The organism is Marivita sp. S6314 (genome assembly GCF_023015985.1).
Taxonomy (GTDB): domain Bacteria; phylum Pseudomonadota; class Alphaproteobacteria; order Rhodobacterales; family Rhodobacteraceae; genus Marivita.
Genome location: NZ_JALKAO010000001.1, coordinates 278530 through 303894, shown reverse-complemented (window position 1 = coordinate 303894; position 25365 = coordinate 278530). Strand labels below are relative to the sequence as shown.

Annotated in this window: 27 protein-coding genes; 10 read left to right on the top strand and 17 right to left on the bottom strand. The window is 59.5% G+C overall.

Annotated elements, in window-relative coordinates; translation table 11 throughout:
* Positions 1–53 precede the first annotated feature (53 nt).
* Positions 54–1178 carry a peptide chain release factor 2 gene (gene prfB / locus MWU54_RS01480; RefSeq protein ID WP_247080291.1) on the top strand — a complete coding sequence of 375 codons (1125 nt, stop codon included), beginning with the start codon at positions 54–56 and terminating at the stop codon, positions 1176–1178.
* A gap of 132 nt (positions 1179–1310) precedes the next feature.
* A complete protein-coding gene (locus tag MWU54_RS01475) occupies positions 1311–2096 on the top strand; it encodes a DUF2189 domain-containing protein (protein ID WP_247080290.1) in 786 nt (261 codons plus the stop codon).
* Positions 2097–2119: 23 nt separating this feature from the next.
* Here the strand turns inward: MWU54_RS01475 and MWU54_RS01470 are convergent, their stop codons facing one another.
* The 3 genes from MWU54_RS01470 to MWU54_RS01460 all read right to left on the bottom strand — a co-directional run bounded on the left by MWU54_RS01470 (position 2120) and on the right by MWU54_RS01460 (position 4375).
* Positions 2120–2329 carry a hypothetical protein gene (locus MWU54_RS01470; protein WP_247080289.1) on the bottom strand — a complete coding sequence of 70 codons (210 nt, stop codon included), beginning with the start codon at positions 2327–2329 and terminating at the stop codon, positions 2120–2122.
* Positions 2329–3477 carry an aromatic ring-hydroxylating dioxygenase subunit alpha gene (locus MWU54_RS01465; RefSeq protein WP_247080288.1) on the bottom strand — a complete coding sequence of 383 codons (1149 nt, stop codon included), beginning with the start codon at positions 3475–3477 and terminating at the stop codon, positions 2329–2331. Before MWU54_RS01465 ends, MWU54_RS01470 begins: the two co-directional genes overlap by 1 nt.
* Before the next feature lie 103 nt (positions 3478–3580).
* Positions 3581–4375: a helix-turn-helix transcriptional regulator gene (locus MWU54_RS01460; RefSeq protein WP_247080287.1), complete on the bottom strand. Its 795-nt coding sequence runs from the start codon at positions 4373–4375 to the stop codon at positions 3581–3583.
* 275 nt (positions 4376–4650) lie between these two features.
* Here MWU54_RS01460 and MWU54_RS01455 point away from each other — a divergent pair, with 275 nt between their 5' ends.
* Entirely contained in the window at positions 4651–5013 is a 363-nt protein-coding gene (locus tag MWU54_RS01455; RefSeq protein WP_247080286.1) for a hypothetical protein, read from the top strand.
* 44 nt (positions 5014–5057) lie between these two features.
* Here MWU54_RS01455 and ilvN read toward each other — a convergent pair whose 3' ends face one another.
* Together ilvN and MWU54_RS01445 are read right to left on the bottom strand one after the other, a co-directional pair.
* The gene (gene ilvN, locus MWU54_RS01450) at positions 5058–5618 is read right to left on the bottom strand and encodes an acetolactate synthase small subunit (protein ID WP_247080285.1); all 561 of its coding nucleotides are present in this window, start codon (positions 5616–5618) and stop codon (positions 5058–5060) included.
* Positions 5619–5701: 83 nt separating this feature from the next.
* Positions 5702–7456 (bottom strand): acetolactate synthase 3 large subunit, encoded by a 1755-nt coding sequence (locus tag MWU54_RS01445; RefSeq protein WP_247080283.1) that lies wholly within the window; start codon positions 7454–7456, stop codon positions 5702–5704.
* A 437-nt stretch (positions 7457–7893) separates the two neighbouring features.
* Here MWU54_RS01445 and MWU54_RS01440 point away from each other — a divergent pair, with 437 nt between their 5' ends.
* Positions 7894–8124: a hypothetical protein gene (locus MWU54_RS01440; RefSeq protein WP_247080281.1), complete on the top strand. Its 231-nt coding sequence runs from the start codon at positions 7894–7896 to the stop codon at positions 8122–8124.
* 7 nt (positions 8125–8131) lie between these two features.
* Here the strand turns inward: MWU54_RS01440 and MWU54_RS01435 are convergent, their stop codons facing one another.
* Entirely contained in the window at positions 8132–8776 is a 645-nt protein-coding gene (locus MWU54_RS01435) for a response regulator transcription factor (protein ID WP_247080280.1), read from the bottom strand.
* The gene (locus MWU54_RS01430; RefSeq protein WP_247080279.1) at positions 8773–10197 is read right to left on the bottom strand and encodes a cache domain-containing protein; all 1425 of its coding nucleotides are present in this window, start codon (positions 10195–10197) and stop codon (positions 8773–8775) included. Before MWU54_RS01430 ends, MWU54_RS01435 begins: the two co-directional genes overlap by 4 nt.
* Positions 10198–10421: 224 nt before the next feature.
* On the opposite strand from MWU54_RS01430, the gene MWU54_RS01425 reads away from it, so the two are divergent.
* From MWU54_RS01425 to MWU54_RS01415, 3 genes are all read left to right on the top strand, one after another.
* A complete protein-coding gene (locus MWU54_RS01425; protein WP_247080278.1) occupies positions 10422–11507 on the top strand; it encodes a TRAP transporter substrate-binding protein in 1086 nt (361 codons plus the stop codon).
* 123 nt (positions 11508–11630) lie between these two features.
* Positions 11631–12569 carry a TRAP transporter small permease subunit gene (locus MWU54_RS01420; protein WP_247080277.1) on the top strand — a complete coding sequence of 313 codons (939 nt, stop codon included), beginning with the start codon at positions 11631–11633 and terminating at the stop codon, positions 12567–12569.
* Positions 12570–12583: 14 nt separating this feature from the next.
* Complete coding sequence (locus MWU54_RS01415; RefSeq protein WP_247080276.1) at positions 12584–14935, top strand: TRAP transporter large permease subunit; 2352 nt, start codon at positions 12584–12586, stop codon at positions 14933–14935.
* A gap of 68 nt (positions 14936–15003) precedes the next feature.
* Here MWU54_RS01415 and MWU54_RS01410 read toward each other — a convergent pair whose 3' ends face one another.
* The 6 genes from MWU54_RS01410 to MWU54_RS01385 all read right to left on the bottom strand — a co-directional run bounded on the left by MWU54_RS01410 (position 15004) and on the right by MWU54_RS01385 (position 20174).
* Complete coding sequence (locus tag MWU54_RS01410) at positions 15004–15378, bottom strand: cupin domain-containing protein (protein WP_247080275.1); 375 nt, start codon at positions 15376–15378, stop codon at positions 15004–15006.
* 97 nt (positions 15379–15475) lie between these two features.
* Positions 15476–16291, bottom strand: coding sequence for an arginyltransferase (locus MWU54_RS01405; RefSeq protein WP_247080274.1), 816 nt, complete (start codon positions 16289–16291; stop codon positions 15476–15478).
* Between the two features lie 73 nt (positions 16292–16364).
* Positions 16365–16946, bottom strand: a complete 582-nt coding sequence (locus tag MWU54_RS01400) for a TIGR02281 family clan AA aspartic protease (RefSeq protein ID WP_247080272.1) — start codon at positions 16944–16946, stop codon at positions 16365–16367.
* 72 nt (positions 16947–17018) lie between these two features.
* A complete protein-coding gene (locus tag MWU54_RS01395; RefSeq protein ID WP_247080270.1) occupies positions 17019–17642 on the bottom strand; it encodes a MarC family protein in 624 nt (207 codons plus the stop codon).
* Positions 17643–17682: 40 nt separating this feature from the next.
* Positions 17683–18213 carry a dihydrofolate reductase family protein gene (locus MWU54_RS01390; RefSeq protein WP_247080268.1) on the bottom strand — a complete coding sequence of 177 codons (531 nt, stop codon included), beginning with the start codon at positions 18211–18213 and terminating at the stop codon, positions 17683–17685.
* 107 nt (positions 18214–18320) lie between these two features.
* The gene (locus MWU54_RS01385; RefSeq protein ID WP_247080266.1) at positions 18321–20174 is read right to left on the bottom strand and encodes an ABC-F family ATP-binding cassette domain-containing protein; all 1854 of its coding nucleotides are present in this window, start codon (positions 20172–20174) and stop codon (positions 18321–18323) included.
* Between the two features lie 173 nt (positions 20175–20347).
* Between MWU54_RS01385 and ndk the strand changes: the two genes are divergently transcribed.
* The gene (gene ndk / locus MWU54_RS01380; protein ID WP_247080264.1) at positions 20348–20770 is read left to right on the top strand and encodes a nucleoside-diphosphate kinase; all 423 of its coding nucleotides are present in this window, start codon (positions 20348–20350) and stop codon (positions 20768–20770) included.
* A gap of 43 nt (positions 20771–20813) precedes the next feature.
* Here the strand turns inward: ndk and MWU54_RS01375 are convergent, their stop codons facing one another.
* The 4 genes from MWU54_RS01375 to soxR are packed head-to-tail and all read right to left on the bottom strand — an operon-like array spanning position 20814 to position 23230.
* Positions 20814–21152 (bottom strand): TfoX/Sxy family DNA transformation protein, encoded by a 339-nt coding sequence (locus MWU54_RS01375; protein ID WP_247080262.1) that lies wholly within the window; start codon positions 21150–21152, stop codon positions 20814–20816.
* Positions 21152–22333, bottom strand: a complete 1182-nt coding sequence (locus MWU54_RS01370) for a pyridoxal phosphate-dependent aminotransferase (RefSeq protein ID WP_247080260.1) — start codon at positions 22331–22333, stop codon at positions 21152–21154. The genes MWU54_RS01375 and MWU54_RS01370 overlap by 1 nt, the downstream gene beginning before the upstream one ends.
* A 57-nt stretch (positions 22334–22390) precedes the next feature.
* Positions 22391–22738, bottom strand: a complete 348-nt coding sequence (locus MWU54_RS01365) for an MmcQ/YjbR family DNA-binding protein (RefSeq protein ID WP_247080258.1) — start codon at positions 22736–22738, stop codon at positions 22391–22393.
* 27 nt (positions 22739–22765) lie between these two features.
* Positions 22766–23230 carry a redox-sensitive transcriptional activator SoxR gene (gene soxR, locus MWU54_RS01360; protein ID WP_247080256.1) on the bottom strand — a complete coding sequence of 155 codons (465 nt, stop codon included), beginning with the start codon at positions 23228–23230 and terminating at the stop codon, positions 22766–22768.
* Between the two features lie 86 nt (positions 23231–23316).
* Between soxR and MWU54_RS01355 the strand changes: the two genes are divergently transcribed.
* Both MWU54_RS01355 and cysS read left to right on the top strand, forming a co-directional pair.
* Positions 23317–23700, top strand: coding sequence for a VOC family protein (locus tag MWU54_RS01355; protein WP_247080254.1), 384 nt, complete (start codon positions 23317–23319; stop codon positions 23698–23700).
* 175 nt (positions 23701–23875) lie between these two features.
* Complete coding sequence (gene cysS / locus MWU54_RS01350) at positions 23876–25231, top strand: cysteine--tRNA ligase (RefSeq protein WP_247080252.1); 1356 nt, start codon at positions 23876–23878, stop codon at positions 25229–25231.
* Positions 25232–25365: the final 134 nt, after the last annotated feature.

Below are 25365 nucleotides of genomic sequence, written 5' to 3'. Positions count from 1 at the left end.
CGGGGCTGGTCTATCACTTGCCCTCACCAAGGCCCGAGCAAACAGGATCGCCAATGCGCGCAGAAATCCAGAATATCGTTGAACAGATTGAAAAATCCGTAAACCTGCTTGAGCAGCGTCTGGATTGGGAGACGGCCCAGCACCGTCTGGAAGAGTTCAACGCGCGTGTGGAAGACCCGAACCTGTGGGACGATCCAACCGCGGCGCAAAAACTCATGCGGGATCGCCAGATGCTGGTGGACGCAATCGAAACCTACACCTCGATCAAGCAAGACCTATCCGACAATATCGAGATGATCGAGCTGGGCGAGATGGAGGACGATCAGGAGGTCGTCACCGACGCCGAAGACGCGCTCAAGGCGTTGGCCGACAAGGCCGCCAAGAAAGAGCTTGAAGCCCTGCTTGACGGGGAGGCCGATGGCAATGACACGTTCCTCGAAATCAATTCGGGCGCGGGGGGCACGGAATCCTGCGACTGGGCATCAATGTTGGCGCGGATGTATGTCCGCTGGGCCGAGTCGCATGGCTACGAAGTTGAACTGCAATCGGAACAATCGGGTGAAGAGGCCGGGATCAAATCGGCGGCCTACAAGATTTCCGGTCCAAACGCCTATGGCTGGCTGAAATCCGAAAGCGGCGTGCACCGTCTGGTCCGCATCTCGCCCTTTGACAGCGCTGCAAAGCGTCACACATCCTTCTGTTCGGTCTGGGTGTACCCGGTGGTCGATGACGACATCGATATCGAGATCAACCCATCCGATATCCGGATCGACACCTACCGGTCATCCGGTGCTGGCGGGCAGCACGTGAACACCACCGACTCTGCCGTGCGCATCACGCACCACCCAACTGGGATCGTGGTGACAAGTTCGGAAAAGTCCCAGCACCAGAACCGCGATATCGCGATGAAGGCGCTGAAATCGCGGCTGTACCAGCTGGAACTGGATCGCCGCAACGCGGACATCAACGCCGCACATGAGGCCAAGGGCGATGCCGGGTGGGGCAACCAGATCCGGTCTTACGTGCTGCAGCCCTATCAGATGGTCAAGGATCTGCGGACCAATCACGAAACGTCCGACACCAAGGGCGTTCTGGACGGCGATCTGGATCCCTTCATGGCGGCAACGCTTGCGCAAAACGTGTCCGGCAAGTCCCGCGCCGAGGCTCAGGGGTCGTAAAGTCATATTTTTAGGGCATGTTTTCCGGTAACGGAAAACAGCAGATGCGTCGTCGCATCTGCGCCGCGAACTGTTGCCAAACCGCCGGGAAGGCGGTTTCATGCCCCTGTTCATGGGACTTCGGGAGGCAGCATGACCACCACACCGCAACCAGGCGTGCCGGATTTTGACACAGTCACCACGGACACGATCAAAACCGCCCTTGCGCGTGGATGGGCCGACGTCACCCGCGCGCCGTTTTATGCCTTCGTCTTTGCCGGGTTCTATGTGCTCTCCGGATGGCTGATCACCTGGATCACGCTCAGCACCGGCACAACCTTCTGGCTTGTCCTTGCGGCCATCGGATTTCCGCTGATCGGCCCCTTTGCCGCTGTCGGGTTTTACGAGGTCAGCCGTCGGCTTGAATATGGCACGCCGCTGCGCGCGTCCGAAGTGTTCGGCGTGATCCTGTCCCAGTCGCGCCGTCAATTGCCGTCGATCTGTGCCATCATCGTGATTGTCTTCTTGTTCTGGTTCTTTATCGGACACATGATTTTTGCGCTGTTCCTCGGGCTCAGCACAATGACCAATGTGTCCAGTTCCATCGAGGTTTACCTGACCTCAAACGGGCTGATCATGCTCACTGTTGGATCCATCGTCGGAGCATTGTTCGCGATTTTGCTGTTCAACATCACGGTCATCGCATTGCCGTTGCTTCTGGATCGCGAGGTGGATTTCGTGACCGCCATGATCACATCGTTCCAATACGTGATGCGCCATCCCGTCGTGATGTTGGGATGGGGGCTGTTTATTGCTCTGGTGACGTTTCTGGCGCTGTTGCCCGGGTTCCTGGGGCTGTTTATCGCGTTGCCGCTGCTGGGCCACGCAACCTGGCATCTTTACGACATCCTGAAACAAGGCGACGCCGCCAAGGTGTAACCCTCGGCGCGGTCCGCCCCGCGTCAGACGCGGCCATGGGCGGCCAGCCTTTCGCGCAATTCGCCTGTTCTTGGGTGACCGGCCTCCAACGCAAAGACGTATGCGTTGGTCAGGAAAAAACACACCGCCTCAATCTCGTCTTGCTGGTCAGCGGCCGCGACGTAGCTGGCGACCAATGCGTCAGGATCCCCGGTCGCATGGGCGGCCAGCAAATCTGCATGAAGATCTGCCATCAGGCGGTCGCACGATGATCCGCAAGCCGCGACGCGGCCCATCTGTGAAAGCAATGCGTCGGCCCATCCATCGCCGGAGAGAACCGCCCGCCGTCAAACCCCGGCGCGCGCCGGCCTTTCTGCATGCCCTCGACCACAAAGATATCTTCCTCGAACACCTCTTTCCACATCTCCGCATTGCGCGTGCGCAGCGTGCCGTCGGTTGCGGGGGTCGCATAATACAGATGCACAGCTTCCTTGGTCACGCCCGGCCCGTCCGGCAACAGGATGATGGCAAACGCATGATCACGGTGAACGCCAAGCAGCACGTTGGGGTAGATCGACAGATACTCGGCCCCGGCGTCCCATTTCGCATCCAGCGCTTCGAAATCCGCGAAACTTTGCCCGGTGTCGCCTTTCAATTGCCGGTAGACCAGCGTGCCCTGTCCGGATGTGACGCCGTCCAGTTCGATATTGTAGTGATCCTCCAGCCGCGAATAGCTGTTCAATCCCGGATGAATCCACGGAAGGTGATAGCTTTCGCAGTAATTTTCGACGGCAAGTTTCCAGTTGCCATTGACGGTCAGCGTAAAGCGACTGTCCTCTCCGCCGTGATACAGCGGCTGTTCGAAATCCGACCAGCGGGCAATCACATCGGCCATCGCGTCTTCAAACGCAGGGGCCTTGCCGGACATGTTGATCCACACGACATCCCGCCAAATATGGCTGCGCACCTCGATCAGCCCCAGCGTGTCGTGATCCACATCCTTGTGCGTGTTGTGACCGGGGCCGCCGATATGCGGCGTGGCCACCAGTTTGCCTTGCGTGCTGTAGCACCACGAATGATAGGGGCAACGGATCGCCCCCTCGATCTTTCGCGGCTCTGCGACAAGGATCATGCCGCGATGGCGGCAAATGTTCTGAAACACCTGCACGTCCCCGTCGCGTCCCCGGATCAAGAGAAGCGGAATACCCAGAAACGTGATCGGAACCGCATCGCCCTTGTCCGGCACGTCCGACGCCACCGCCAATCCGGCCCATCCTGCCCCGAACAAGGCATCCCGTTCTTCGTCAAATTTCGACGGATCGGTATAATGCGCGTTGGGCAAACCGCGCGCCCGCGCCGTGGGTTTTTGCACATCGGCAAGAAGGGGATCAATCGCGGTCATGGCGCACCTCGTCTGTGGAACTGCCCGCAGCGTTCCGCGTCAACCGGCACCGGGTCGCGTCAATTCACGACATCCCGTGCCGTCAACCGACCAGCCGACCCGCCTAGTTGAACGGTTCGTCAATCCGCAATTGCGTTCGCTGGTAGGGCACAAGATCGTCGGCCGAACAAAAGCCCGCCTTGCGGGCGGCAGCGCGCACCTTTGTTCCGTCCCGCCCCAGGTACTCATAGACAAGCCGCGCCATACGTGACCCGGTCAGGCTTTCACGGACCGTACGCACGGTATAGCCCACCCAGTAATTGTTCTGGAACGACGGGATCTGCGCCAGAAAGTTGAATGAGGTCGTCAGCGAATTGCGACGGCTGACCAACCCGGCAATGCCGCCCTCCTGTGCCAAGAGCAAACCCCTGAATTCGCGCGTCTTCGCGTCGGCGGGCAATCCCTGCTGCGCCATGGCTTCCCTCGCCTCGAACCCGCGCAGAAACGCGGCCCCGTCGACGCGGTAGACATAGACCAGGCCCTGAATGAACTGTGTTTCATCCAGAAAGCTGCGCCGTGCGAATTGATAAAACCCGCTTGGAAAGATCTGTTCCGGAAGCTGCGACACCCCGGCAGACAGGAATTCCTCGACCTCGGGATGTGACAGCAGCGACCGTGTCCCGGTGCCAATCTCCGACAGCGGTTCCAGAATGATCCGGGCATCAACATTGAAATACTGGCAGATGCGAAACAAAACGTCCGGGCGTGGAAAACTCTCACCTGTAAGGTAGCGGTTGAATTGTGTGCGATTGATCCCGAGATCTCGGCACAGGGCCGAAATCGACACTGTCCCGCTTGCCAACTGGCGTAAATTGGCCCCCAATGTGTCCCGAAGCTGAGAAGGGCTGGGCCGTGTCATTGTCGTCGTCCTTTGTCTGCTACCGGAAGGTGCGTGCAAGTGCATAAATACACTGCATCTTTCCATTAAATTTCCTGATCCAAGTCGCGTTCCCGGTCAGGTCTCAGAACTCGTGACGCTAATTCGAGGCAAGGGTGATGCGAAATCGCGTCAGGGTCAATCGCTTTTGACACAAACTTTGCAGAAACGACGCAGACTTCACCGTGTTCTGACGCGGCAAAACTTAACACAGTGGAGGCATAAGATGGGGATCTGAAATTATGACAATGCAGAATATGTTTGGCGTCGTACTGTGGTCGGACACAACCGCGCAAAAAGCTGTAATCTGGTGCGAAGATCAAGGGGATTTGGCGTTCTACACACCCGAGGAGTGCATTCACGAGGCACCGCCCCTTGATGCCGGGGATCTGGTTCAGTTCGACGTCACGGTGACGCAAAACGTGCGCAAAGCCAGCAATCCGCAGCTTCTGATGCAATCGCATTCACCGGATTTGCCGAACAAATTGAAGGCAAGCCGTCCGGAAGCCGCGCCTGAACCGGCCAAGGCCGAGCCGAAACCCGCGCGCAATATCATTGACTTGACGAAGTATCTTGATGCCGCAATCGGCGTGCAGGGAAAGATCGCGCTGCCGGTCTAATGCGAATGGCCGGGCCAACGGAGGGCCCGGTCCTGATGGATCGGTCAGATGCCGCGGGACAGCGCAGCAACTCCGGTCCGGGCGATCTCGGCAAGCCCCAGCGGACGCATCAAATCCGCAAAGGCATCAACCTTTTCCGGCGTCCCGGTGATCTGAAACACGAAGCTTTCCAGCGTGCTGTCGACCACTTGCGCGCGGAAGATATCGGCAAGCCGCAACGCTTCGACGCGCTTGTCGCCCGCGCCCTCAACCTTGATCAACGCCAGTTCGCGCTCAACCGATCCGCCTTCGACGGTCAGGTCATGCACGTCGTGCACAGGCACGATCCGCCCCAGCTGGGCCTTGATCTGTTCAATCACCTGCGGGGTCCCCGTGGTGACAACCGTGATCCGGGACAGGCCACCTTCGTGATCCACCTCGGCCACGGTCAGGCTGTCGATGTTATAGCCCCGTCCGGAAAACAGGCCAATCACCCGCGCCAGCACGCCGGCTTCGTTGTCAACCAGAACGGCCAGGGTGTGGGTTTCCTGCACGTCCGAAAAGGTTGGGCGGAGATTGTAAGCCGAATGTTTGGTCGACCCTTTTTTGATCTTTAGCGGTGACATGGCGTTCTTCTTCTTTTGATAAATATGCCGGGGTCCGGGGCAGCGCCCCGCGCGGTCGGACCGGCGCAAGCCGGTTCGATCCGTCAGACCATCACGGCACCTTTCGATCCAATCGCGTCCTTGGTGCTGGCCTCGCCAAGCAGCATCTTGTTGTGCGGCTCACCCGACGGGATCATCGGGAAGCAGTTTTCGTGCTTCTCGACCAGGCAGTCAAAGATCACCGGACCGTCATAGTCCAGCATCTCCATGATCGCGTCATCCAGATCCGCCGGGTCCTTGCACAGGATGCCTTTGGCCCCAAACGCCTCGGCCAGCTTTACAAAGTCGGGCAGGGCTTCGGACCAGCTGTGGGAATAGCGTTCGCCATGCAGCAATTCCTGCCACTGGCGCACCATGCCCAGACGTTCATTGTTCAGGATGAACTGCTTGACGGGCAGGCGATACTGCACCGCTGTGCCCATCTCTTGCATGTTCATCAACCAGGACGCTTCCCCCGCCACGTTGATCACCAACGCGTCCGGGTGCGCCACCTGAACGCCGATAGACGCAGGTGTGCCATACCCCATCGTGCCCAGTCCGCCCGATGTCATCCACCGGTTCGGGTCTTCAAAACCAAGGTATTGCGCCGCCCACATCTGGTGCTGGCCCACCTCGGTACAGATATAGCGATCGCGGCCCTTGGTCAGCGCTTCCAGACGGTCCAGCGCATGTTGCGGTTTGATCGTTTTCTCGGATGGCTTGTATTTCAGGCAATCCACCTTGCGCCACTCGTCAATCCGGGCCCACCATTTCGACAGACCTTCGCGGTTCACCTTGCGGCCCCGCGCTTTCCAGACCTTCAGAACGTCTTCCAGCACATGACCCACATCGCCGATGATCGGCATGTCGGTCTTGATCACCTTGTTGATCGACGAAGGATCAATGTCGATATGCGCTTTTTTCGACTTCGGGCTGAACGCATCGAGCCGCCCGGTGATCCGGTCGTCAAACCGCGCGCCGATGTTGATCATCAGATCGCAGTCGTGCATCGCCAGATTGGCCTCGTAAAGGCCATGCATCCCCAGCATGCCCAGCCAATTCTTGCCCGACGCGGGATAGCACCCGAGCCCCATAAGGGTGGATGTGATCGGGAACCCTGTCGCCTCAACAAGTTCGCGCAGCAATTGGCTGGCTCCCGGGCCGGAATTGATCACGCCGCCGCCGGTATAGAAAATCGGGCGTTCCGCGTTTTCGATGGCTTCGACCAGTTGCGTGATCGTTTCCATGTCGCCTTTGACCTGCGGCTGATAATGGCTGACCTTGGCTTTTGCCTTCTCGGTATAGCTGCCGCTGGCGAACTGCACATCCTTGGGAATATCCACAAGCACCGGTCCGGGGCGACCCGACGTGGCAACATGGAAGGCCTCGTGGATCACACCCGACAGCTTGTCGGTGTCTTTCACCAGCCAGTTATGTTTGGTGCAGGGGCGGGTGATGCCCACGGTGTCGGCTTCCTGAAACGCATCCGAGCCGATCATGAAGGTCGGCACCTGTCCGGTCAGCACAACAATCGGGATGCTGTCCATCAGCGCGTCGGTCAGGCCGGTTACGGCGTTGGTCGCACCGGGACCGGATGTCACCAGAACAACACCGGGCTTGCCCGTCGCGCGCGCGTAGCCTTCGGCGGCATGCACAGCACCTTGTTCGTGGCGCACCAGAAAGTGGCGAATGCCGTTCTGCTGAAAAATCTCGTCGTAAATCGGTAGCACAGCGCCACCGGGGTATCCGAATACTGTGTCGACACCCTGATCCTTCAGGGCCTGGACTACCATTTTCGCTCCGGTCATCTGACGTGTCATCGCTTTGCTCCGTTTACAGACACTTCTGTTCGTTACGCATAAAAAAGCCCCCGGTGATAAAGCGGGGGCGCATGGGGTCCTGTTCAGGTTCCGTTACCGGCCCATGCACCTTTGATCTACAATGACGACTAGGTCGCACATCTTGGAAAGCTCCTTTTCGCGTGCGGGGACACTATGGTGAGCCGGAACGGGCGTCAACATGCAAACGCGCGAAAAAAGAACTTTGAAAGCAGAAAAAATTGCCATTTGTTGCGCATCACGGGTTTGCGATTGAAACTATCGGTAAATCGACAGGGAAAAACGCGTAAAGCGCGCCAAATTTGGGTGCGACAAACATCTGCTGTGCATCTGCGCGCGGAGTTGTGAATTGCATGTGAGCGGATCGCGCCGATAAACTAAACCAAGCAGTTCAGATTGCAGCGCCTCTGGAGGGTCTCATGATTGGCAAACAGCGGATACGCACCGGATCTTTTTCCATGTTGCATGCCACAGTGCTGATGTTGGCTTTGGGTCTTGCCGCGGTGATCAATCCCACGAGCACATATTCAACCCAGATCACCAGTGCAGCATTGGGGCAGAAGGCCCATGACGGCCCGGTGATGATCTTTAAAGCTACAGTCTATAAAGTGTTCGACTGTGACTCCGCGAAAACGGGTTTGGACGTTTAGGCTGCGCCTAGCTGTTCACGCCGGTCCCTTGCAACACGCCATGTTCCAGCGCGTAACGCGTCAGGCCAGCGGTGGAACTGATCCCTAGCTTGCGTTTGATGTTCTTGCGATGTGTTTCCACGGTACGCACCGAGATATCCAGCGTCAGGGCGACCTCTTTATTTGATTTACCCTGAGCAAGCTCCAACAGGATCGTCTGCTCCCGGTTCGTCAGTTGCTCGCGCCCGACGCCATCGGCAGGTGTCAGCGCCCCTTCGGCGCCGGTGCACAAGTATTGTTCGCCGCGCATCACCGCGTCGATGGCGTTCTTGATTTCTTCCGTCGGAACATCTTTCAGCACATACCCCTTGGCCCCGTGGCCCAAAGCGGTTGAGATATATTCCGGTGTGTCATGCATCGACAGGACCAGAACACGGGTTTCCGGTCGACGTTCCAGCACGATCTCGGTTGTTGACAAGCCGTTCAGTCCCGGCATGTTCAGATCCATCAGCACCACGTCCGGGGCCAGTGTTTCAAGCTGGTCAATCAGGGCCTGACCGTCGCCCAGCGTGGCCAGCACATCAATATCGTCATACCCGTCGAGGATCGCTTCGATCCCTTCGGCGACCATGGGGTGATCATCAACAACAACGACGCGAATACGGGCGCTCATACCGGGGCCTCGGTCAGTTTGGACTGCTTCCGGTCTTCGGGCGGCAGCATGTGGGTTAAAGGCACATCCGCTTCGATACTGGTGCCCTCTGGCGAAGACAAGATTCGCAGCGTTCCACCCAGTTGGTCGATCCGTTCCTGCATGTTGCGCAGGCCAATCCCGTCGCGGATGCGGGCATCCTTGCTTTCGATCCCGCGCCCGTCATCCTGAATGCGCAGGGTTGCACCATCGCGATGTCCGCGCAGATCAATCATCACACGGGTCGCCTTGGCGTGACGTTCAACATTGGTCAGCGCTTCCTGCGCGATGCGGTAGAGCGCGATCTTGGCGTTCTGGTCAAGCCGGTTGCGGAACACGACGGTGTCAAACACTGTTTCAATGCCGGTGCGGGCGCGGAAATCCTCGCTCAGGGATTTGATCGCGGGCCCAAGCCCCAGATCGTCCAGAACGCCCGGCCGCAGATCGCGGCTGATGCGGCGCACCTCGGTGATGGCGGTGTTCAGGTTGTCGATGCCTTTCTCCAACGGCTCGGTTGCCGTTGGATCGCCCTTGCGCGCCCGGCGCAAAGCAACGTCCAGCGCGTATTTCACACCCACAAGGATCTGGCTGATCCCGTCATGCAGTTCCCGCGCTACGCGCCCGCGCTCTTCTTCCTGCGTGTCCAGAACCCGCTGGGCCAGTTCGCGAAGTTTGGCATCCGCCAGTTTACGTTCACGTACGTTCAAAAACACCCCGGTCAGGAACACCATAAGCAGGGCCGCCAGTGTGATGGCCGAGATATAGACAAAGGTCTGCTGCACGCGCGCCTCGACTTCGGCCCGCGCGGCGGCAACCGAGGCGACGACGTCATCAATGAACACGCCCGTGCCAACGGCCCAACGCCAACTGGGAAAGGACGTGACATAGGTGATCATCCGCGCCTCTTGCCCGGTGGATGGCTTGGGCCACAGATGCTCGACATACCCGGCACCGGACCGGGCGGTGGCAATGAATTCCTGAACAACCTTGGTTCCGTCGCCATCTTCAAGATGAATCCAGTTCTTGTTGATCAGATCGGTCTGGCGCGGACTAACAAGATTTGTGCCATCATAGTCGTAGACGAAAAAGAACCCTTCATCGCCGTAGATCATCGCGCTCAGGATTTGGGCCACCTGGTTGCGGGCGTCCTGATCATCCGGTTCTGCAGAGCCGTAGATGAAATAGAACCCGTTGCGCGCCTGCGTGACATAGTTCCGCAGCTCGCGTTTCTTGGCTTCGATAAGCTGATCCTCAAGCACCGCAATTTCGCGGTCAGCCATCGCACGCGCCTGACTTGCCACCAGCCACGCAATCGCGGCGGCGGACAGGATCAGCGGCACCGACGCCAGAAGAAACAGCTTCTGCCCGTTGGTGATCCGAAGGCGGTGTACACTCCATGCCATGACAGACCGCTACCCCACGGGCACTCCGAATCAAAGCCGCGATGTGCGGTCAGCCGCCATATCCCGTTCACTTTTCCCGCGATTTGCGGCCATTTTTCGACAAACCTCCGTAGGACTGGGTATTCTCCTCCTGTCCGCGTCTCTGTAATTTCCGACCTACTTAACGATCCGCGCAAATAGCGGGCTGGCTGCTTTTGCGCATCCAATTCAAGGGGAGGAAATACATGGATCGTCGTTCATTCCTACGGGCGTCTACAGTTGGGGCAGGTGCTGCCGCGGCAACCACTCTGGCCACACCACTGGTCGCTCAGTCCACACGGACACTGACAATGGTCACATCCTGGCCGCGCGGTTTCGCGGTTCTTGATGACGCCGCCACATATTTTGAAACCATGGTGCGCGAAATGTCCGGTGGCAGCCTCGTCATCGACAAGAAAGCACCGGGCGAATTGGTGGGCGCGTTCGAAGTCTTCGACGCTGTGTCCTCCGGTCAGGCCGACCTCTATCACTCGGCGGATTACTACTTCATCGGTCAGCACCCGGGTTATGCCTATTTCACCGCCGTGCCGTTTGGTGGCACCGCGCAGGAAGTCAGCAACTGGTACTACCATGGCGGTGGTGAAGAACTGCATGATGAACTGGGCTCGATCTTCAACCTCAAGGGCTTGCTGGCCGGGAACTCCGGGTCGCAGTCAGGTGGCTGGTTCCGCAACGAAATCACTTCCGCTGACGACTTCAACGGTCTGAAGTTCCGGATGCCGGGCCTTGGCGGTCAGGTTCTGACACGCATGGGTGCATCGGTTCAGAACATCCCGGGTGGTGAACTCTATCAGGCGCTGTCGTCCGGTGCTCTGGACGGTCTGGAATGGGTTGGCCCGATGGCTGACGAACGCGCCGGGTTCCAGGAAGTGGCGAAAGTCTACTACACTGCTGGCTTCCATGAGCCGGGATCGGCGCTGGCATCTTCGGTCAACCTGGATGTCTGGAACGAACTCAGCGACCAGCACAAGGCGATCCTGCGCTACGCCTCCATGGCGACCACGCAGATCCAGCTGTCCGAGACCCTTGCAAACAACGGTGCGGCGCTGGCGCGCCTGCAGTCGCAGGGCGTCAAGACGCTTCAGTTCTCTGACGATGTCTGGGATGCGTTCGGCGCGGCGTCCAAGGAAGTCATGGATGAAAACATGGGCGATGACCTCTTCGCCAAGATCCGTGGCTCGTTCGAGGAAAGCCTCGCAACCTCCGCGTCCTGGATCAACAAGTCCGATGGCTACTACGTCGCGCAGCGCGTTCGCGTTCTGGGCCAGTAAAACGGTCCCGTGCGACAATAAAGATCGGGGGTTCCTGCACGGCAGGGACCCTCATTGGCGTATAACGCCCAATTACGGATGCCGCCTTGCGACGGCGCGTCACGTGAAGAACGGGGGAACACCATGGAAGAGGTCCACGCGGTCAGCTTTGGCTCAGCCTTAGCGGCACTGGGGAGCGGGATTGTCTGGGTGCTGCAGAACATCGCGGCGTCATTTTACAATTTCGGCTACGCGATCACGCATCCGCAGCTCTGGCTTGATTGGAGCGACAAACAATCCATCATGCGGTTCGTCTATTACGGCGGATCAGTCGAATTTTTCTTCGTCGTCTTCACGACATTCCTGATCGTCACGGCCATCGGTTTATGGCGAAACGAATTCATGTGGGCCTGTGTCCGCGGGCTGGAAGGTATGGCCAACACGATTGGCCGCTTCTTCGCCTGGGCCGGTCTGCTGATGGTGATCCAACAGGTGGTCATCGTCTTCATGCAACGGATTTTTACCCGTCCCGACATTTCGATGGGGTTCGGCATCCCCGTCGCGTTCGATATTTCGTGGTGGGCGGAAGAGCTCAAGCTTTACAACGCCTTGGTGGTTACACTTTGCCTGACATATACCTTTGTGCAGGGCGGACATGTGCGCGTTGACCTGATCTATTCCGCCGTGTCGCACCGCACCAAGCGGGTGATCGACATGGTGGGCAGCATCATCTTCATGATGCCCATGGCGGTGCTGATCTGGCTCTACGCGTGGTTCTTCATGTGGCGGCACCTGATCGTGCCGAAACCCTCTGCCTCGGAAGATCTGGACAGGCTGATCAACAAAGCCCGTGCTCTGCGCTGGAACGTGGAAACCATCGGTTTCAGCCCCTCGGGCTTTAACGGGTATTTCCTGTTCAAGGTTCTGCTGGTCATCATGTGTGGCCTGATCTTCCTGCAAGCCGTGGCGTTCTTCTACCGGTCCTTCCTTGAATGGAAAGAGGGCGAAGAGAGCGTTGGCAAATACCATGACAAAGATGTGCTCGAACAGGGTGAAGAACCCTACGATCACGCAGAATTTTAAGGGCGGAGACAGTCATGCTTTTTGGACTTGATGGCGTCGAGGTCGGACTGATCATCGTCTTTCTCACGCTCTTTTCGGCAATCCTGTCCGGGTTCCCGGTGGCGTTTGCCATCGCCGGGGCAGGGGCCATTTCCTTCGGGATCATCGCCGCGCTCGACAGTGCGGGTTTGCTGATCCACCAGGCCATCGACACCGGTTCGGCCGCCTATGCGCAGCTTGTGTCAGATGGAATGAACCCCAACGCGATTTCCATTTTTCGAAATCCGGACTTGCCGCGCATCGAAGAACCGGTGTTCCCGCAGGGCTGGGAAGTGGCGCTTGACCGGAACGTGTCGTTCATTGTGAACCGCATCAACGAACGTGTGCTTGCGGGCCAGTCGATCGAGACGCTGCTGGCGGTTCTGATGTTCGTTCTGATGGGCATTGTGCTGGAACGCTCCAAGATCGCGAACGATCTTCTGACAACCATGGCGCGGGTCTTTGGCCCGCTGCCGGGCGGTCTGGCCGTATCCATCGTGGTGGTGGGCGCGTTTCTTGCGGCCTCGACCGGGATTGTCGGCGCGACAGTTGTGACGATGGGCCTGCTGGCCCTTCCGACGATGCTGCGCAACAACTATTCGCCGGAACTGGCGACAGGTGTGATCGCCGCGTCGGGGACGTTGGGGCAGATCATTCCACCGTCCATCGTGATCGTTCTTCTGGGCACACTGGCAGGTGATCTGTATTCCGCCGCGCAGGAAAACCGCGCCCAGCTTGCGGGCTGTACCGACGCCTTGACCTTCCTTGGGGAACCGGCGGTTGTGTCGGTCGGCACGCTGTTTCAAGCGGCTTTGTTGCCGGGCATCATGCTGGCGGGGCTCTACGCGGCCTACGCCTTTGGCTTTGCGATGCTCAACCCGTCCAAGGCGCCTCCCGTGGAGCTGGGATCGACAAATGCCGAACCGGTCACCCGCGGCGAAGCGCTGACTTGGTTCATGTTCGTGCCGATTGCGTTGATCGCGGGCACGATCCTGCTGGGGCAGGTCAACGTGGTCGGATCGCAATCCACGCAGGTGGACAGCTTCTCCGATATCGGCGACGCGGCCAGCCTGCGCACCAATGTGGGCGAACAGTGTCAGGCCTCGATGATCGAACTGCACGGTCAAGAGGCGTGGGACACCGCCGTCGCGGAACAGCAGGCGATTGATGATGCCGGTGGGCAGGCGCAAAGCGAACGCCTGACCGAAGACGAACTGACCGCCGCCATCGCGGCCAAGATCGGAAACGCCGCCCCAATCGGGACCGGCATGGCGATCCTCGCGGTGCTGGTTGGGCTGGTCTTGACCTTCGCTCGGGGTGTTTCCCCCAGTTCCGATCCGCGTCCAATGATCATTGGCGCAGGTGGTTTGGTGCTGTTGTTGCTTGTCGACATCATCGCCATCACGCCAACGACATCCGCGCTGGCCACCGTTGCCCTGATGGCGATCCCATCGGCCATCGCGCTATGGGGGGCGACCTATGCGGTCAAGCTTCTGTCCAAGAACGAACTGATCCGCGTTGTCTTCCCACCGCTGATCCTGATCGTGGCGGTGCTTGGGTCAATCCTTGGCGGGATCACCAACCCGACACCGGCCGCAGCCCTGGGTGCAGCGGGCGCAATCATGCTCGCGGCCTACCGTAAGCTGAAAGAGCAGGACAAATCCGGCAAGATCATCATCAACTCCACCTTTGCGGTTGCGATCATGATCCTGATTGGCGTGAACTTTGACCTGCGCATCAACCTTGATGAGGTCAGCACGGAAAGCTGGATCGGCTTCCTCGCGGCCTACGCGGCCTATTTGTACGCGTTCTTCGGCCTGCTTTACAGCTGCTGGGTTCTGTTCAAGTCAGGCGTGCTCAGCCCGGCTGTGCGAGAGACGGCAAAAGTGACCAGCATGGTCTTTACCATCCTGATCGCGTCGCAGCTTCTGAACCTTGTGGTGATCTCGTTTGGGGGCGAACATTACATCCAGCAGTTCCTCAAGAGCTTTGACAACGAGTTCAAGGTCTTCCTGATCGTGATGCTGGTGCTGTTCGTTCTGGGCTTCGTGCTCGATTTCCTTGAGATCATCTACATCGTGGTGCCCATTGTCGGGCCGGTGATCTATGGCGGGTCGTTTGACCCGAAATGGGTCACCATCATGATCGCGGTGAACCTGCAGACCTCGTTCCTGACACCGCCCTTTGGCTTTGCGCTGTTCTACTTGCGCGGGGTCGCCCCAAAAGAGGTCACCACCGGCCACATCTATCGCGGCATCATCCCGTTCGTGGGCATTCAGGTGGTTGGACTTGCATTGCTATGGACCTTCCCGGGGATCGTCACGTTCATTCCGGATCTGATCCCGTAATCTCAAGCACTCAAACGATAAAAGGCCGCTTGCTCCAAGCGGCCTTTTTTATTGGAAGGTGCCGACGCTTAAGATGCGTCCGCTTCTTCTTTGGTGTCGTGTTCGGTGCCCGCCTCGTGTTCGGGTGGGGAATAGGTCGTGTAAAGGCGCAGCATGCCGGTGCCGACATTCTTGAAATTGTGGTATTTGCCAGATGGCACAATCGCGACATCCCCGGCGGACACGTCCATCTCGTCATCGCCGATCTTGGCTTTGCCCATGCCGTCAACGAAATACAGCAGCTGATCGTGGCCCTCATGGGTTTCGCCACCGATTTCACCGCCTTCCGGGATGGCCATCAGCACCAGTTGGGTTTCGTCACCGGTCCAGATCACCTCGCGGAACTGGTCGTTGTCGCGTGCGAGCTTTGCAATCGGTAGAACAAGTTTGTCTCTCTCAGCCATGTCGATCTCCTTCATCTGGTTCTCCAGTTGAACGCAATGAAGCGCAGATCGTTCCGCGCCGTCGGAAAGACACACGACGACCGTAGACGCGATGATGTCAGGGACAGCGCAAATCAGGCAGCGAGATATTGGCCACCTGTTCCGCAATTGGATCGGTGGACAAAGGATGCGTGTCGGCCGAATAAGCGTCCGGGGCCTTGAACGTTTCCCATCTGCCCTGACGGTAAATCTCAAGCCCGGAAAACGACGCCTTGTACCCCATCTTCGCGCTGCCCGGCACCCAGTAGCCTAGGTAGACGTAAGGAAGGCCCGCTTCCTGCGCGATCTTGATGTGATCGAGGATCATGTAGGTGCCAAGGCTGCGGGCAGGGGCATCGGGTGTGTAAAACGAATACACCATGCTCAACCCGTCTTCGAGCACATCGGTCAGGCACACGGCCTCTAGGGCGCGCGTTTCTTTCACGGTGTATTCGATCACCCGCGACCGGATCGGCGTCTCTTCGACCATGGCGGCAAAATCGAACACATCCATATCCGCCATCCCGCCATCCGCATGGCGCGCATCAAGATAGGTGCGAAACAGCTCGTACTGTTCTTCGGACGCCCACGCGCTCGACGCGCGGCGCCGCAGGTGCAGGTTCCGCTTGGCGGTGCGTTTTTGGCTTTTCGACATCCGGAACGCATTCACGTCAATCCGCGCCGACATGCAGGCCGCGCAATCGGAACAGGACGGACGGTACAGCACGTTTTGCGACCGGCGGAATCCCTGCTTGGACAGGCTGTTGTTCAGCTTGTCCGCATGTTCGCCTTGCAATGCGGTAAACAGTTTCCGCTCCATGCGTCCGGGCAAGTACGGGCAGGGTTGCGGAGCCGTCACATAAAACTGCGGCGCGATGGGCAGCGAATGGCGCATAAGCCTCCTGTCAAAGGTTTATGGCACGTTAGACGATGCTCCCGATGCCGCCAACCCCCCAGAATAGGTGAGTTTATCGTTCCAGAATCAGCCGTCCATCGGCGATTTCCAGACGGTTGAAACGGCTCAGATAGTCCATCCCCAGCAGGGATTTCGACATCTCGCCCTCGTTCACAAAGGCCCTGACATCCCGGTCATGGAACGGCCCAAGCGCCACATCCTCCAATCGCACGGGGGCGGTTCGGACCGGTCCGTTAGCGGTCATCGCTTCGGAATAGAAAATCATGTCATCATCCCGCAGCCCGATCCGCGCGGCGTCTTCCTTGGTCAGAACCATGCTGGTGGCACCGGTATCCACCACGAACCGGACCGGTTCAGCGTTGATGTCAAGGGTCAGGTAATAATGCCCATCCGGGCCACGGGGCACTTCGATCTGACCACTTTCCGCAATCACCATCTGTTGCGGCGCAACGGTTTGCCGGATGTCGCCCCACAGGCCCGCCACCGCGATCACACCAAAGAAGATCAGCCCCCAAATCGCGCCTTGCTGCAACGTCTTGTTCAGGCTTTGCCGGTTCTGCACAAAGAACCAGAACACCAGAACAGCGCCCAGCAACACCAGGTAGGCAAGGTTGCCGTAATCCATGCTGGTCATCGCGATCTCCTCAACACCCGTTCAGGTGATATGTAGGGTCAGGCAGGCCGCATGTGTAGGCGGCGTGGATGATTACCCGCCCAAACCCAGCTCGAATCCGCGGATGCCATCCAGCACAAACTGAACCGACAAGGCCGCCAGCAACATGCCCAAAAGCCGCGTCACCACGACGATTCCCGTCTTGCCCAAAGCGCGTTCGATCACACTCGCGCTCAGGAAAAACAGGAAGACCAGGACAAGCACCGCAACCATCATGCCCAGAACAGACACCATCCCGATCGTGCCTTCGGCTTCACCGGCCAAAAGAATGATAGAGGCAATCGCGCCCGGCCCGGCGATCAGCGGGATCGCCATGGGAAACACGGACGGGTCAGGCACATCGTCTGCCTCGGCCTGATCTTCGCGCCGCTTGGTGCGCCGCTCGAACAACATGTCGAGCGCGGTGATAAACAGCAAAATGCCCCCGGCAATGCGGAACGCAGGCATCGAGATGCCGATAAAGCCCAGCACCTGTTCGCCCAGAAAGGCAAAAAGGAACAGCAATGCTGCAGCGATCACCGTGGTCCGGATCGCAATCGCGCGACGCTGTGCCGGTGTCATGCCGGGTGTCAGCGCGATGAAGATCGGCGTCAGACCAATCGGGTCGATCACGACAAACATGGTCACGAAAGCGGAGATGAGAAATGCGGCGTCCATATGCCCAGCGTTAGGACCGCCGCACGCCAAGAGCAAGCCCTCAGAGTATCAAGAGCTCCTGATAAAGTGTCCCATCCTCATAGGCGGTCTGATCGACAAGGCGCAGCTCTGGCATTGATGTGGTGTTTTCAAACAGCCTGACACCGCCCCCCAACAGGATCGGAGCCCGCTTCAAGCGCAGCGCCGTGATCAGACCGGCCGACAAAAGCGATCCCGCCAGTTGCCCGCCCCCGCACAGGTAGATCGGACCGTCACAGTCGCGTCTCAGCTTTGCGACAGCCTCAACCGACCTGTCACGGATCACAGAGATTTCGGCGCTTTGCGGAAATTGCATGTGCTTGGAACAGACGACCGAGCGCATCATCGGATAGGGATTGGCACCGGCCGGCAGGCCGACGTTCAGCCCAAACTGGTAAGTTGCGGCACCCATCACCGCAACGGCGTAGGACGTCAGCCGCGCAAGATAGGCGTCCACGATGGGACCGGACTGTGGAAATCTGGAAATGTCTTCGTTGACACCACAGATATAGCCGTCGGCCGAAACCGCGACATCATAATAGAGGGGTTGCATAAGATACCCTTTGATCAAGGAAAGTCAGCCGCGAACACGCGGATTTTCAAGCGGATCGGTCGCTCACTTGATCACTGGCAGGGTCCTCCGAAGGTGCAGGCAGGATATCAGCGCGCCTCAGCCGCGTCCAGTTTTTCAGCCGCCGCTTCCCAAAGCGCTTCCGCCCGGTGTAGCCCTTCCATCACCTCGGCATATTTCTTGTTCCAGGTTTCCAGCTCCCCCTTGCGCGCTTTTTCATAAAGCGCCGGGTCGGCCAGTTTTTTGGCCAGTTGCGCACGCATGCCTTCGATCTTTTCGACCCGCGCCTCGCATTTGCGCACTTCGGATCGCAACGCCTGTATCGCATCGCGGCTGGGGCGGGCAGGGCGCGCGGGCTTGGCTTTTTGCGATTTGACAGGCTTGTCCGAGGTCAGAAGCATCGTGCGGTACGCGTCAAGATCATCCTCGTAGGGCGTGACGTTGCCGTCTTTGACCAACCACAAACGGTCGGCCACCATCGACAGCAAATGCATGTCATGGCTGACAAGGATCACCGCACCCGAATAGGCCGTCAGTGCCTCGACCAACGCTTCCCGGCTTTCGATATCAAGGTGGTTGGTCGGCTCATCAAGGATCAACAGATGCGGCGCATCGATGGTCGCCAAGAGCAGCGACAACCGCGCTTTTTGTCCACCCGACAATCGTCCCACCAACGTGTCCGCCTGATCCGCCATCAGTCCGAACCCGGCCAGCCGCGCCCGGTGCCGCGGTGGCATTTCGGCAGGGCGCACCCGCCGCAAATGGTCCAGCGGCGTTTCATCCACGTGCAATTCGTCGACCTGATGCTGCGCAAAGAACCCGATGCGCAGCTTGGAAGACCGGGTGATCCGCCCCGCCATCAACGGCAACCTGTCGGACAGCAATTTGGCCAGCGTGGATTTGCCCTGACCGTTCTTGCCCAAAAGCGCGATGCGGTCGTCCTGATCAATCCGCAGGTCCAGCTTGCGCAGCACCTCGGTATCGCCATACCCGGTCACGCCGTTTTCGACGCGAATGATCGGCGGGGACAGCTCGTCCGGTTGCGGAAAGCTGAACACCCGCTTGGCGATCTCTTCGGGGGCGGCGACCATGTCCATGCGTTCGATCATCTTGAGCCGCGATTGCGCCTGCTTGGCCTTGCTGGCCTTGGCGCGGAACCGGTCCACGAAAGACTGTAAATGCGCCACCCGCGCCGCCTGCTTCTTGGCCACCGCTGCGGCCTGCGCGCGCCGCTCCGCGCGTTGGCGGGCAAACTGATCGTAGGGGCCTTGGTAGAACGTGAGTTTGCGATCTTCGAGATGCAGAATCGCCCCCACCGCCCGGTTCAACAGACCCCGGTCGTGGCTGATGACGATCACGGTGTAGGGGTATTTCGCCAGATAGCTTTCCAGCCAAAGCGCGCCCTCGAGATCAAGATAGTTGGTCGGCTCGTCCAGCAGCAGCAAGTCCGGCTGCGCAAACAGAATGCCCGCAAGTGCCACGCGCATCCGCCAGCCGCCGGAAAAGGCCGAGCAGGGCATCTGCTGTTCCGCATCGTCAAACCCCAGACCCTTGAGGATCGACGCGGCGCGCGCTTCGGCGGACCACGCGTCAATATCGGCCAGCCGCGTCTGCACTTCGGCAATCCGGCCCGCATCCGTCGCGGTTTCGGCTTCGGCCATCAACGCCGCGCGTTCGGTATCCGCCGCAAGCACCGTATCCAGCAACGTGACCTCGGATCCCGGCACCTCCTGGCTGACACCGCCAACCCGCGCCCCGCGCGGCACGGAAATCGCGCCGCCCTCCAGCGACAGCTCGCCCCGGATCAATCGAAAGAGCGTCGTCTTGCCAGCCCCGTTCGGCCCGACCAGACCAACCTTGTGGCCATCCGGAATAACCGCTGACGCGCCTTCGAACAAAGGCCGTCCATCAACGGCATAGGTGATATCTTCAATTTTCAACATGACACGCCCATAGCAATGCAACTCTCAACAAACCAGCGTCCATATCTTCTCTGTTTCAAAAATACCTTGGGGGAGGCGCAAAGCGCCGGGGGCAAAGCCCCAAGTCCAACCTTTTCATTGGAAAACACCCATGCTAACGGGCGCGCAATCACATCAACCTAATGGAGCGACCCATGGCCCTCGAACGCACATTCTCGATCATCAAACCCGACGCAACCCGCCGCAACCTGACTGGCAAGATCAATGCCAAGTTCGAAGAGGCCGGTCTGCGCATTGTCGCGCAAAAGCGCATTCACCTGACCAAAGCGCAGGCAGGCCAGTTCTACGCCGTGCACGCGGAACGCCCGTTCTACGACGAGCTGTGCGAATTCATGGCGTCCGAGCCGGTTGTCGTTCAGGTGCTCGAAGGGGAAGGCGCGATTGCCAAGAACCGCGAAGTCATGGGCGCCACAAACCCGGCAGACGCAGCCCCCGGCACGATCCGCGCCGAATTTGCCGAATCCGTTGGCGAAAACTCGGTTCACGGCTCTGACGCGCCGGAAACAGCCGCAGAAGAAATCGCGTTTTTCTTTTCGGGTCTCGAACTGGTCGGCTAAGCCGCAACACGATCCAAACATGTAGGCCGGGCTTCAGCCCGGCCTATCTTTTTGTCCCGACGCCGATTTTATCCAGCATCCGTTCGATCCCGGCTGGTGCCGCATCCGACCGGCGCGCAACCTCGGCTTTCAACGCGTCGAACGACGTGCGCAGTGCTTTTTTCTCGTCACCCTTGCAATCGTTCCAAGGACGTCCCTGCAATCCCATATGCAGCACGTAGTACCCGATGAAATGCGGCCGGACACCGGTCATCAGCAACCGCCGGTAGGTCTCGTCGGCCCCCAAGCTCCGCACCTCTTCGGCTGAATGGATCCCGGCCCTGGCGCAGGCTTCATCCATCGTCGGTCCCAGGTTGCGGATAGAGGAGACAGGGTCGGACATCAGGCCGCCTTGGCCAGCCCCGCAGCAAAGCGGCACAAGCTGTGCAACGCCGCTTCAAAACGGTCATCCGACACAGTCATCGCAACCCGCAAATGTCCCGCCGCCGATGCGCCAAAACTCTCGCCCGGCATGACCGCAATGCGATGTGCGTCCAGTAGCGCATTGGCGAACGCCTCACCGGACAGGCCGGTCTGACGAATGTCCAGCATGACATACATCGCGCCCTGCGCCGGAATGGCGCGCACCACGTTTTGTCCGCCAAGAACACGTTCGGCAATCGCCCGTCTGCGCAGGAACGGTGCGGCGACCTGAACCTCAAGACCCGTGCCTGACTGCAATGCAAACAGGGCTGCGTCCTGGATGTAGCCGGGCACGCCGTAATTGGTGTTGGTGGCCAGGTCGATCATCGCGGCGATGGCGTCTTCCGGACCAATGACCCAGCCAATCCGACTGCCGGTCATCGCGTGGCTTTTGGACATTGACCCGATCACCAATGTGCGGTCCTGCATGTCGGGCAACGCCCTTGGCGACAGGTGCGCGCCGTCCCACACCTGCGTGTCATAGACCTCGTCCGAGATCAGCCACATGTCGCGCGCGCGCATCACCTCTGCAATCGTCTCAAGCGTGGTGCGGGGGTAAACCGCCCCGGTCGGATTGTTGGGCGTGTTGATCAGCAAAGACCTCGCACCAGAACACGCGGTCTCCAGCGCATCGTGTTCCGGCAGGAAGCCCACGTCGGCGCGCGTGGGCACCGGACGCGGCACCGCGCCAGCCGACCGCACCACGCCGGGGTAGGTGGCGTAATAGGGGTCAATAAACGCCGCCACATCGCCCGGTTCGCACACCGCCATATGTGCCGCAAAAAGCGCGGCCTGTCCGCCGGTTGTGATCAATAGGTTGTCGCGGCCTGTTGCAACGCCGCTTTGGGCGGTCACGCGTGCGGCCACTTCATCTCGCAACGCTTTGACACCCGGAACACTTGCATAGCCCGTATGCCCGCCCAGCGCGCTGTCATACATCGCGTTGAGGATCGACGGATCGGTCCGGATGTCATGTTCGCCGATGGTCAGTTCAATGACATCTTCACCCGCATCAACCATCGCGCGGGCGCGGTAAAACACGTCCCATCCGTCTGATCCGCCGCCGTTCAGGCCGGTGATCCGCTGTGATAATTCAGGCATGTGCTTCTCCGAACCGCTTGGCGCAGTCCTGCCAGAGACACGGGACCAAAGTCCAGATCAGTCGTTCAACGGGGGCAGGGCGGCCTGTGCTTTCTTGGTCAGGCCGCTGCGCACGATCCGGTAGCTTTCCCGCAACCGGTGGCGCAGTTCGTTTTCGTCTGTGCCCCAGGGCAATCGCACCCAGGAGCGGTGAAAATACGGGGCCTTTTCGCCGACACCAAGGTCGATCAGCAGCGCGGCGTCCTCGATACTGGGCGTTTTGACGGACACGCCATCATCGGCCATCCCGATACAGGCAAACATCTTGCCGCCCACTTTCCACGCGTCATGCCCGCCGCCCCACGGGTCGGACAGGTCGGCACCCGGGAAGGTGGCGCAGATGGCATTGACGATGGCGCGGGTCATGGTTGCAGAGTGCCACGCCGTGCGGGTTCAGTCTACACCGGGCGACTCGCCCATCAGGTAACGCGGTCCGGCCCCGCGCTGCGCGGCCCGGTCTTCGGAATTGTACAGCGCACAGGTGTCGAGCGACAGGCACCCGCAGCCGATACAGCCGTCCAGCCGGCTGCGCAGCGCCTGCATCTGTGCGATGCGCGCGTCCAGCACTTGGCGGAAGTCTTCGGAGAGCCGCGCCCAGTCCGATTTGGTTGGTGTGCGCTTGTCCGGCAGGCTGGCCAGTGCGGTGCGGATCTCGGCAATCGAAAACCCCAGCCCCTGTGCAATCATCACAAACGACAATCGCCGGATGTCAGAGCGCGCAAACTGCCGGGTACCGCCGGGGGACCGATCCGGTGTCACCAGCCCTTCGGATTCGTAGTACCGGATCGCCGACACGGCGAGGCCCGTCCGCGCCGCAATCTGCCCGATGCCAAGCCCCCGTGTGCGCAACGCTTTCATAACGCGCCATTCTTTCCGTTTGATCTAAAGCCCACTTCACATCGTAAGGTGATGCCATTGAAACGCAATGAAAAAAGGAACACTCCATGACGGCACGGCTTGAACACATCAACATCTCGGTCCCGGATGCGCGGGCCACGGCGGCAGTGCTGACGGGGTTGTTCGACTGGGAGATCCGGTGGGAAGGCGAAACGCCAAACAAGGGATATTCGGTACATGTCGGGTCCGGCGACAGCTACATCGCGCTGTATTCACCGGGGCATGACATGTTGGCCGGAGTACAGAAATACAAGCATTACCGGGGCCTGAACCATATCGGTTTGGTGGTGGATGATCTTGACGCCGCAGAAGCCACGGTGCGCGCGGCGGGCTACCTTCCGCATCTGCACGCCGATTACGAACCCGGTCGGCGGTTTTACTTCGACGGTCCGGACGGGATGGAATACGAACTTGTCAGCTACGACAGTTAGATCCGCATCCGTCTTGACCGGAGGCCCCGTCGCAGGCTATGCAAACGCCATGACCAAGATCGCAACACTCATTTGCTGCATTATCCGCTAATTCCACTGGCGGACCGGTCTTCTATTTTCATACCGAACTGAAGTTGATACGTCCGCCGCGACACTGGCCCGCGAGGACGATCCTATGACCATCCGCCTGACCAACACGGCGACCCGCAGCAAAGAGGTGTTTGAACCTCTCGATCCGGAAAATGTGCGGATGTATGTCTGCGGGCCGACCGTCTATGACCGCGCCCATATCGGCAATGCGCGGCCTGTGATCGTGTTCGACGTGCTCTTCCGCCTGCTGCGCCATGTCTACGGTGCGGATCGCGTGCGGTACGTGCGCAATTTCACCGATGTCGATGACAAGATCAACGCACGGGCGGCGGACAGCGGGCGCTCGATTGGCGACATCACCGACGAAACCATCGCCTGGTATCTTGAGGACATGCGCGACATCGGCGCGCTTGACCCCACCGACATGCCCCGCGCGACGCAGTATATCGACCAGATGGTCGCGTTTATCGAAGACCTGATCGCCAAGGGCCACGCTTATGAGGCCGAGGGCCATGTGCTCTTTGCCGTGGACTCGTGGAAGGAAGGCTATGGCAAGCTGTCGGGCCGGTCGGTGGATGACATGATCGCTGGCGCACGGGTCGAAGTGGCCCCGTACAAACGCAACCCGATGGATTTTGTTCTGTGGAAACCCTCAACAGACGACTTGCCCGGATGGGCCAGCCCATGGGGCCGCGGGCGTCCGGGCTGGCATATCGAATGCTCTGCCATGGCGCATGAATTGCTGGGCGAGGCGTTTGACATCCACGGCGGCGGCAACGACCTATTGTTCCCGCACCATGAAAACGAGATCGCGCAAAGCAAATGCGCAGGCCACGGCTTTGCGCGCTATTGGTTGCACAACGAGATGTTGCAGGTCGAAGGCAAGAAGATGTCCAAAAGCCTCGGCAATTTCTTCACCATTCGCGATCTGCTGGATCAGGGCGTTCCGGGCGAGGTGATCCGGTTCGTGTTCCTGTCGACGCATTATCGCAAGCCGATGGATTGGACCGAGAAGAAGCGGGAAGAGGCCGAAGCGACACTGCGCAAGTGGCGCGCGCTGACCGCTGAAACTGAACCGGGTGACGTGCCGGTGACGATCGTTGATGCGGTGTCGGATGATCTGAACACGGCAGGTGCGATTACGGAACTTCATCGTCTGGCGGCAGACGGCGACCTGCGGTCTTTGAAGGCCGGTGCTGGCCTGTTGGGTCTCTTGACCGACGATCTGGGGGGCTGGGACGCTTTGACCGTCGATCTGTCCGGACTGGCCGCGAAACTTGCGGGCTTGCGCGCCAAAGCGATGGAAACCAAGGACTTCAGTTCCGTGGACGCGATGAAGACCGCGCTGACAAAAGCAGGTGTTGAAGTGCGCATGTCCAAGGCAGGTGTCGAGCTTGTTCCTGCCTCGGGCTTTGACCCAAGCAAACTGGAGGGCGTGTGATGGCGCGACCGACGAACCATCTGGCCCGGCGGCACGCCGGGCCGCGCCCGACCCTCCCCCCGGGAGGGCGCATTGGCTATCAGCGCGCTCCGAACGAATATTATGAGCGTGACGCTGTCTCGTTCCGTTCGACC

Coding starts and splice junctions, on each gene's coding strand:
- prfB (WP_247080291.1), top strand. CDS start 54: ATGCGCGCAGAAATCCAGAATATCGTTGAACAGATTGAAAAATCCGTA.
- MWU54_RS01475 (WP_247080290.1), top strand. CDS start 1,311: ATGACCACCACACCGCAACCAGGCGTGCCGGATTTTGACACAGTCACC.
- MWU54_RS01470 (WP_247080289.1), bottom strand. CDS start 2,329: ATGGCAGATCTTCATGCAGATTTGCTGGCCGCCCATGCGACCGGGGAT.
- MWU54_RS01465 (WP_247080288.1), bottom strand. CDS start 3,477: ATGACCGCGATTGATCCCCTTCTTGCCGATGTGCAAAAACCCACGGCG.
- MWU54_RS01460 (WP_247080287.1), bottom strand. CDS start 4,375: ATGACACGGCCCAGCCCTTCTCAGCTTCGGGACACATTGGGGGCCAAT.
- MWU54_RS01455 (WP_247080286.1), top strand. CDS start 4,651: ATGTTTGGCGTCGTACTGTGGTCGGACACAACCGCGCAAAAAGCTGTA.
- ilvN (WP_247080285.1), bottom strand. CDS start 5,618: ATGTCACCGCTAAAGATCAAAAAAGGGTCGACCAAACATTCGGCTTAC.
- MWU54_RS01445 (WP_247080283.1), bottom strand. CDS start 7,456: ATGACACGTCAGATGACCGGAGCGAAAATGGTAGTCCAGGCCCTGAAG.
- MWU54_RS01440 (WP_247080281.1), top strand. CDS start 7,894: ATGATTGGCAAACAGCGGATACGCACCGGATCTTTTTCCATGTTGCAT.
- MWU54_RS01435 (WP_247080280.1), bottom strand. CDS start 8,776: ATGAGCGCCCGTATTCGCGTCGTTGTTGTTGATGATCACCCCATGGTC.
- MWU54_RS01430 (WP_247080279.1), bottom strand. CDS start 10,197: ATGGCATGGAGTGTACACCGCCTTCGGATCACCAACGGGCAGAAGCTG.
- MWU54_RS01425 (WP_247080278.1), top strand. CDS start 10,422: ATGGATCGTCGTTCATTCCTACGGGCGTCTACAGTTGGGGCAGGTGCT.
- MWU54_RS01420 (WP_247080277.1), top strand. CDS start 11,631: ATGGAAGAGGTCCACGCGGTCAGCTTTGGCTCAGCCTTAGCGGCACTG.
- MWU54_RS01415 (WP_247080276.1), top strand. CDS start 12,584: ATGCTTTTTGGACTTGATGGCGTCGAGGTCGGACTGATCATCGTCTTT.
- MWU54_RS01410 (WP_247080275.1), bottom strand. CDS start 15,378: ATGGCTGAGAGAGACAAACTTGTTCTACCGATTGCAAAGCTCGCACGC.
- MWU54_RS01405 (WP_247080274.1), bottom strand. CDS start 16,291: ATGCGCCATTCGCTGCCCATCGCGCCGCAGTTTTATGTGACGGCTCCG.
- MWU54_RS01400 (WP_247080272.1), bottom strand. CDS start 16,946: ATGACCAGCATGGATTACGGCAACCTTGCCTACCTGGTGTTGCTGGGC.
- MWU54_RS01395 (WP_247080270.1), bottom strand. CDS start 17,642: ATGGACGCCGCATTTCTCATCTCCGCTTTCGTGACCATGTTTGTCGTG.
- MWU54_RS01390 (WP_247080268.1), bottom strand. CDS start 18,213: ATGCAACCCCTCTATTATGATGTCGCGGTTTCGGCCGACGGCTATATC.
- MWU54_RS01385 (WP_247080266.1), bottom strand. CDS start 20,174: ATGTTGAAAATTGAAGATATCACCTATGCCGTTGATGGACGGCCTTTG.
- ndk (WP_247080264.1), top strand. CDS start 20,348: ATGGCCCTCGAACGCACATTCTCGATCATCAAACCCGACGCAACCCGC.
- MWU54_RS01375 (WP_247080262.1), bottom strand. CDS start 21,152: ATGTCCGACCCTGTCTCCTCTATCCGCAACCTGGGACCGACGATGGAT.
- MWU54_RS01370 (WP_247080260.1), bottom strand. CDS start 22,333: ATGCCTGAATTATCACAGCGGATCACCGGCCTGAACGGCGGCGGATCA.
- MWU54_RS01365 (WP_247080258.1), bottom strand. CDS start 22,738: ATGACCCGCGCCATCGTCAATGCCATCTGCGCCACCTTCCCGGGTGCC.
- soxR (WP_247080256.1), bottom strand. CDS start 23,230: ATGAAAGCGTTGCGCACACGGGGGCTTGGCATCGGGCAGATTGCGGCG.
- MWU54_RS01355 (WP_247080254.1), top strand. CDS start 23,317: ATGACGGCACGGCTTGAACACATCAACATCTCGGTCCCGGATGCGCGG.
- cysS (WP_247080252.1), top strand. CDS start 23,876: ATGACCATCCGCCTGACCAACACGGCGACCCGCAGCAAAGAGGTGTTT.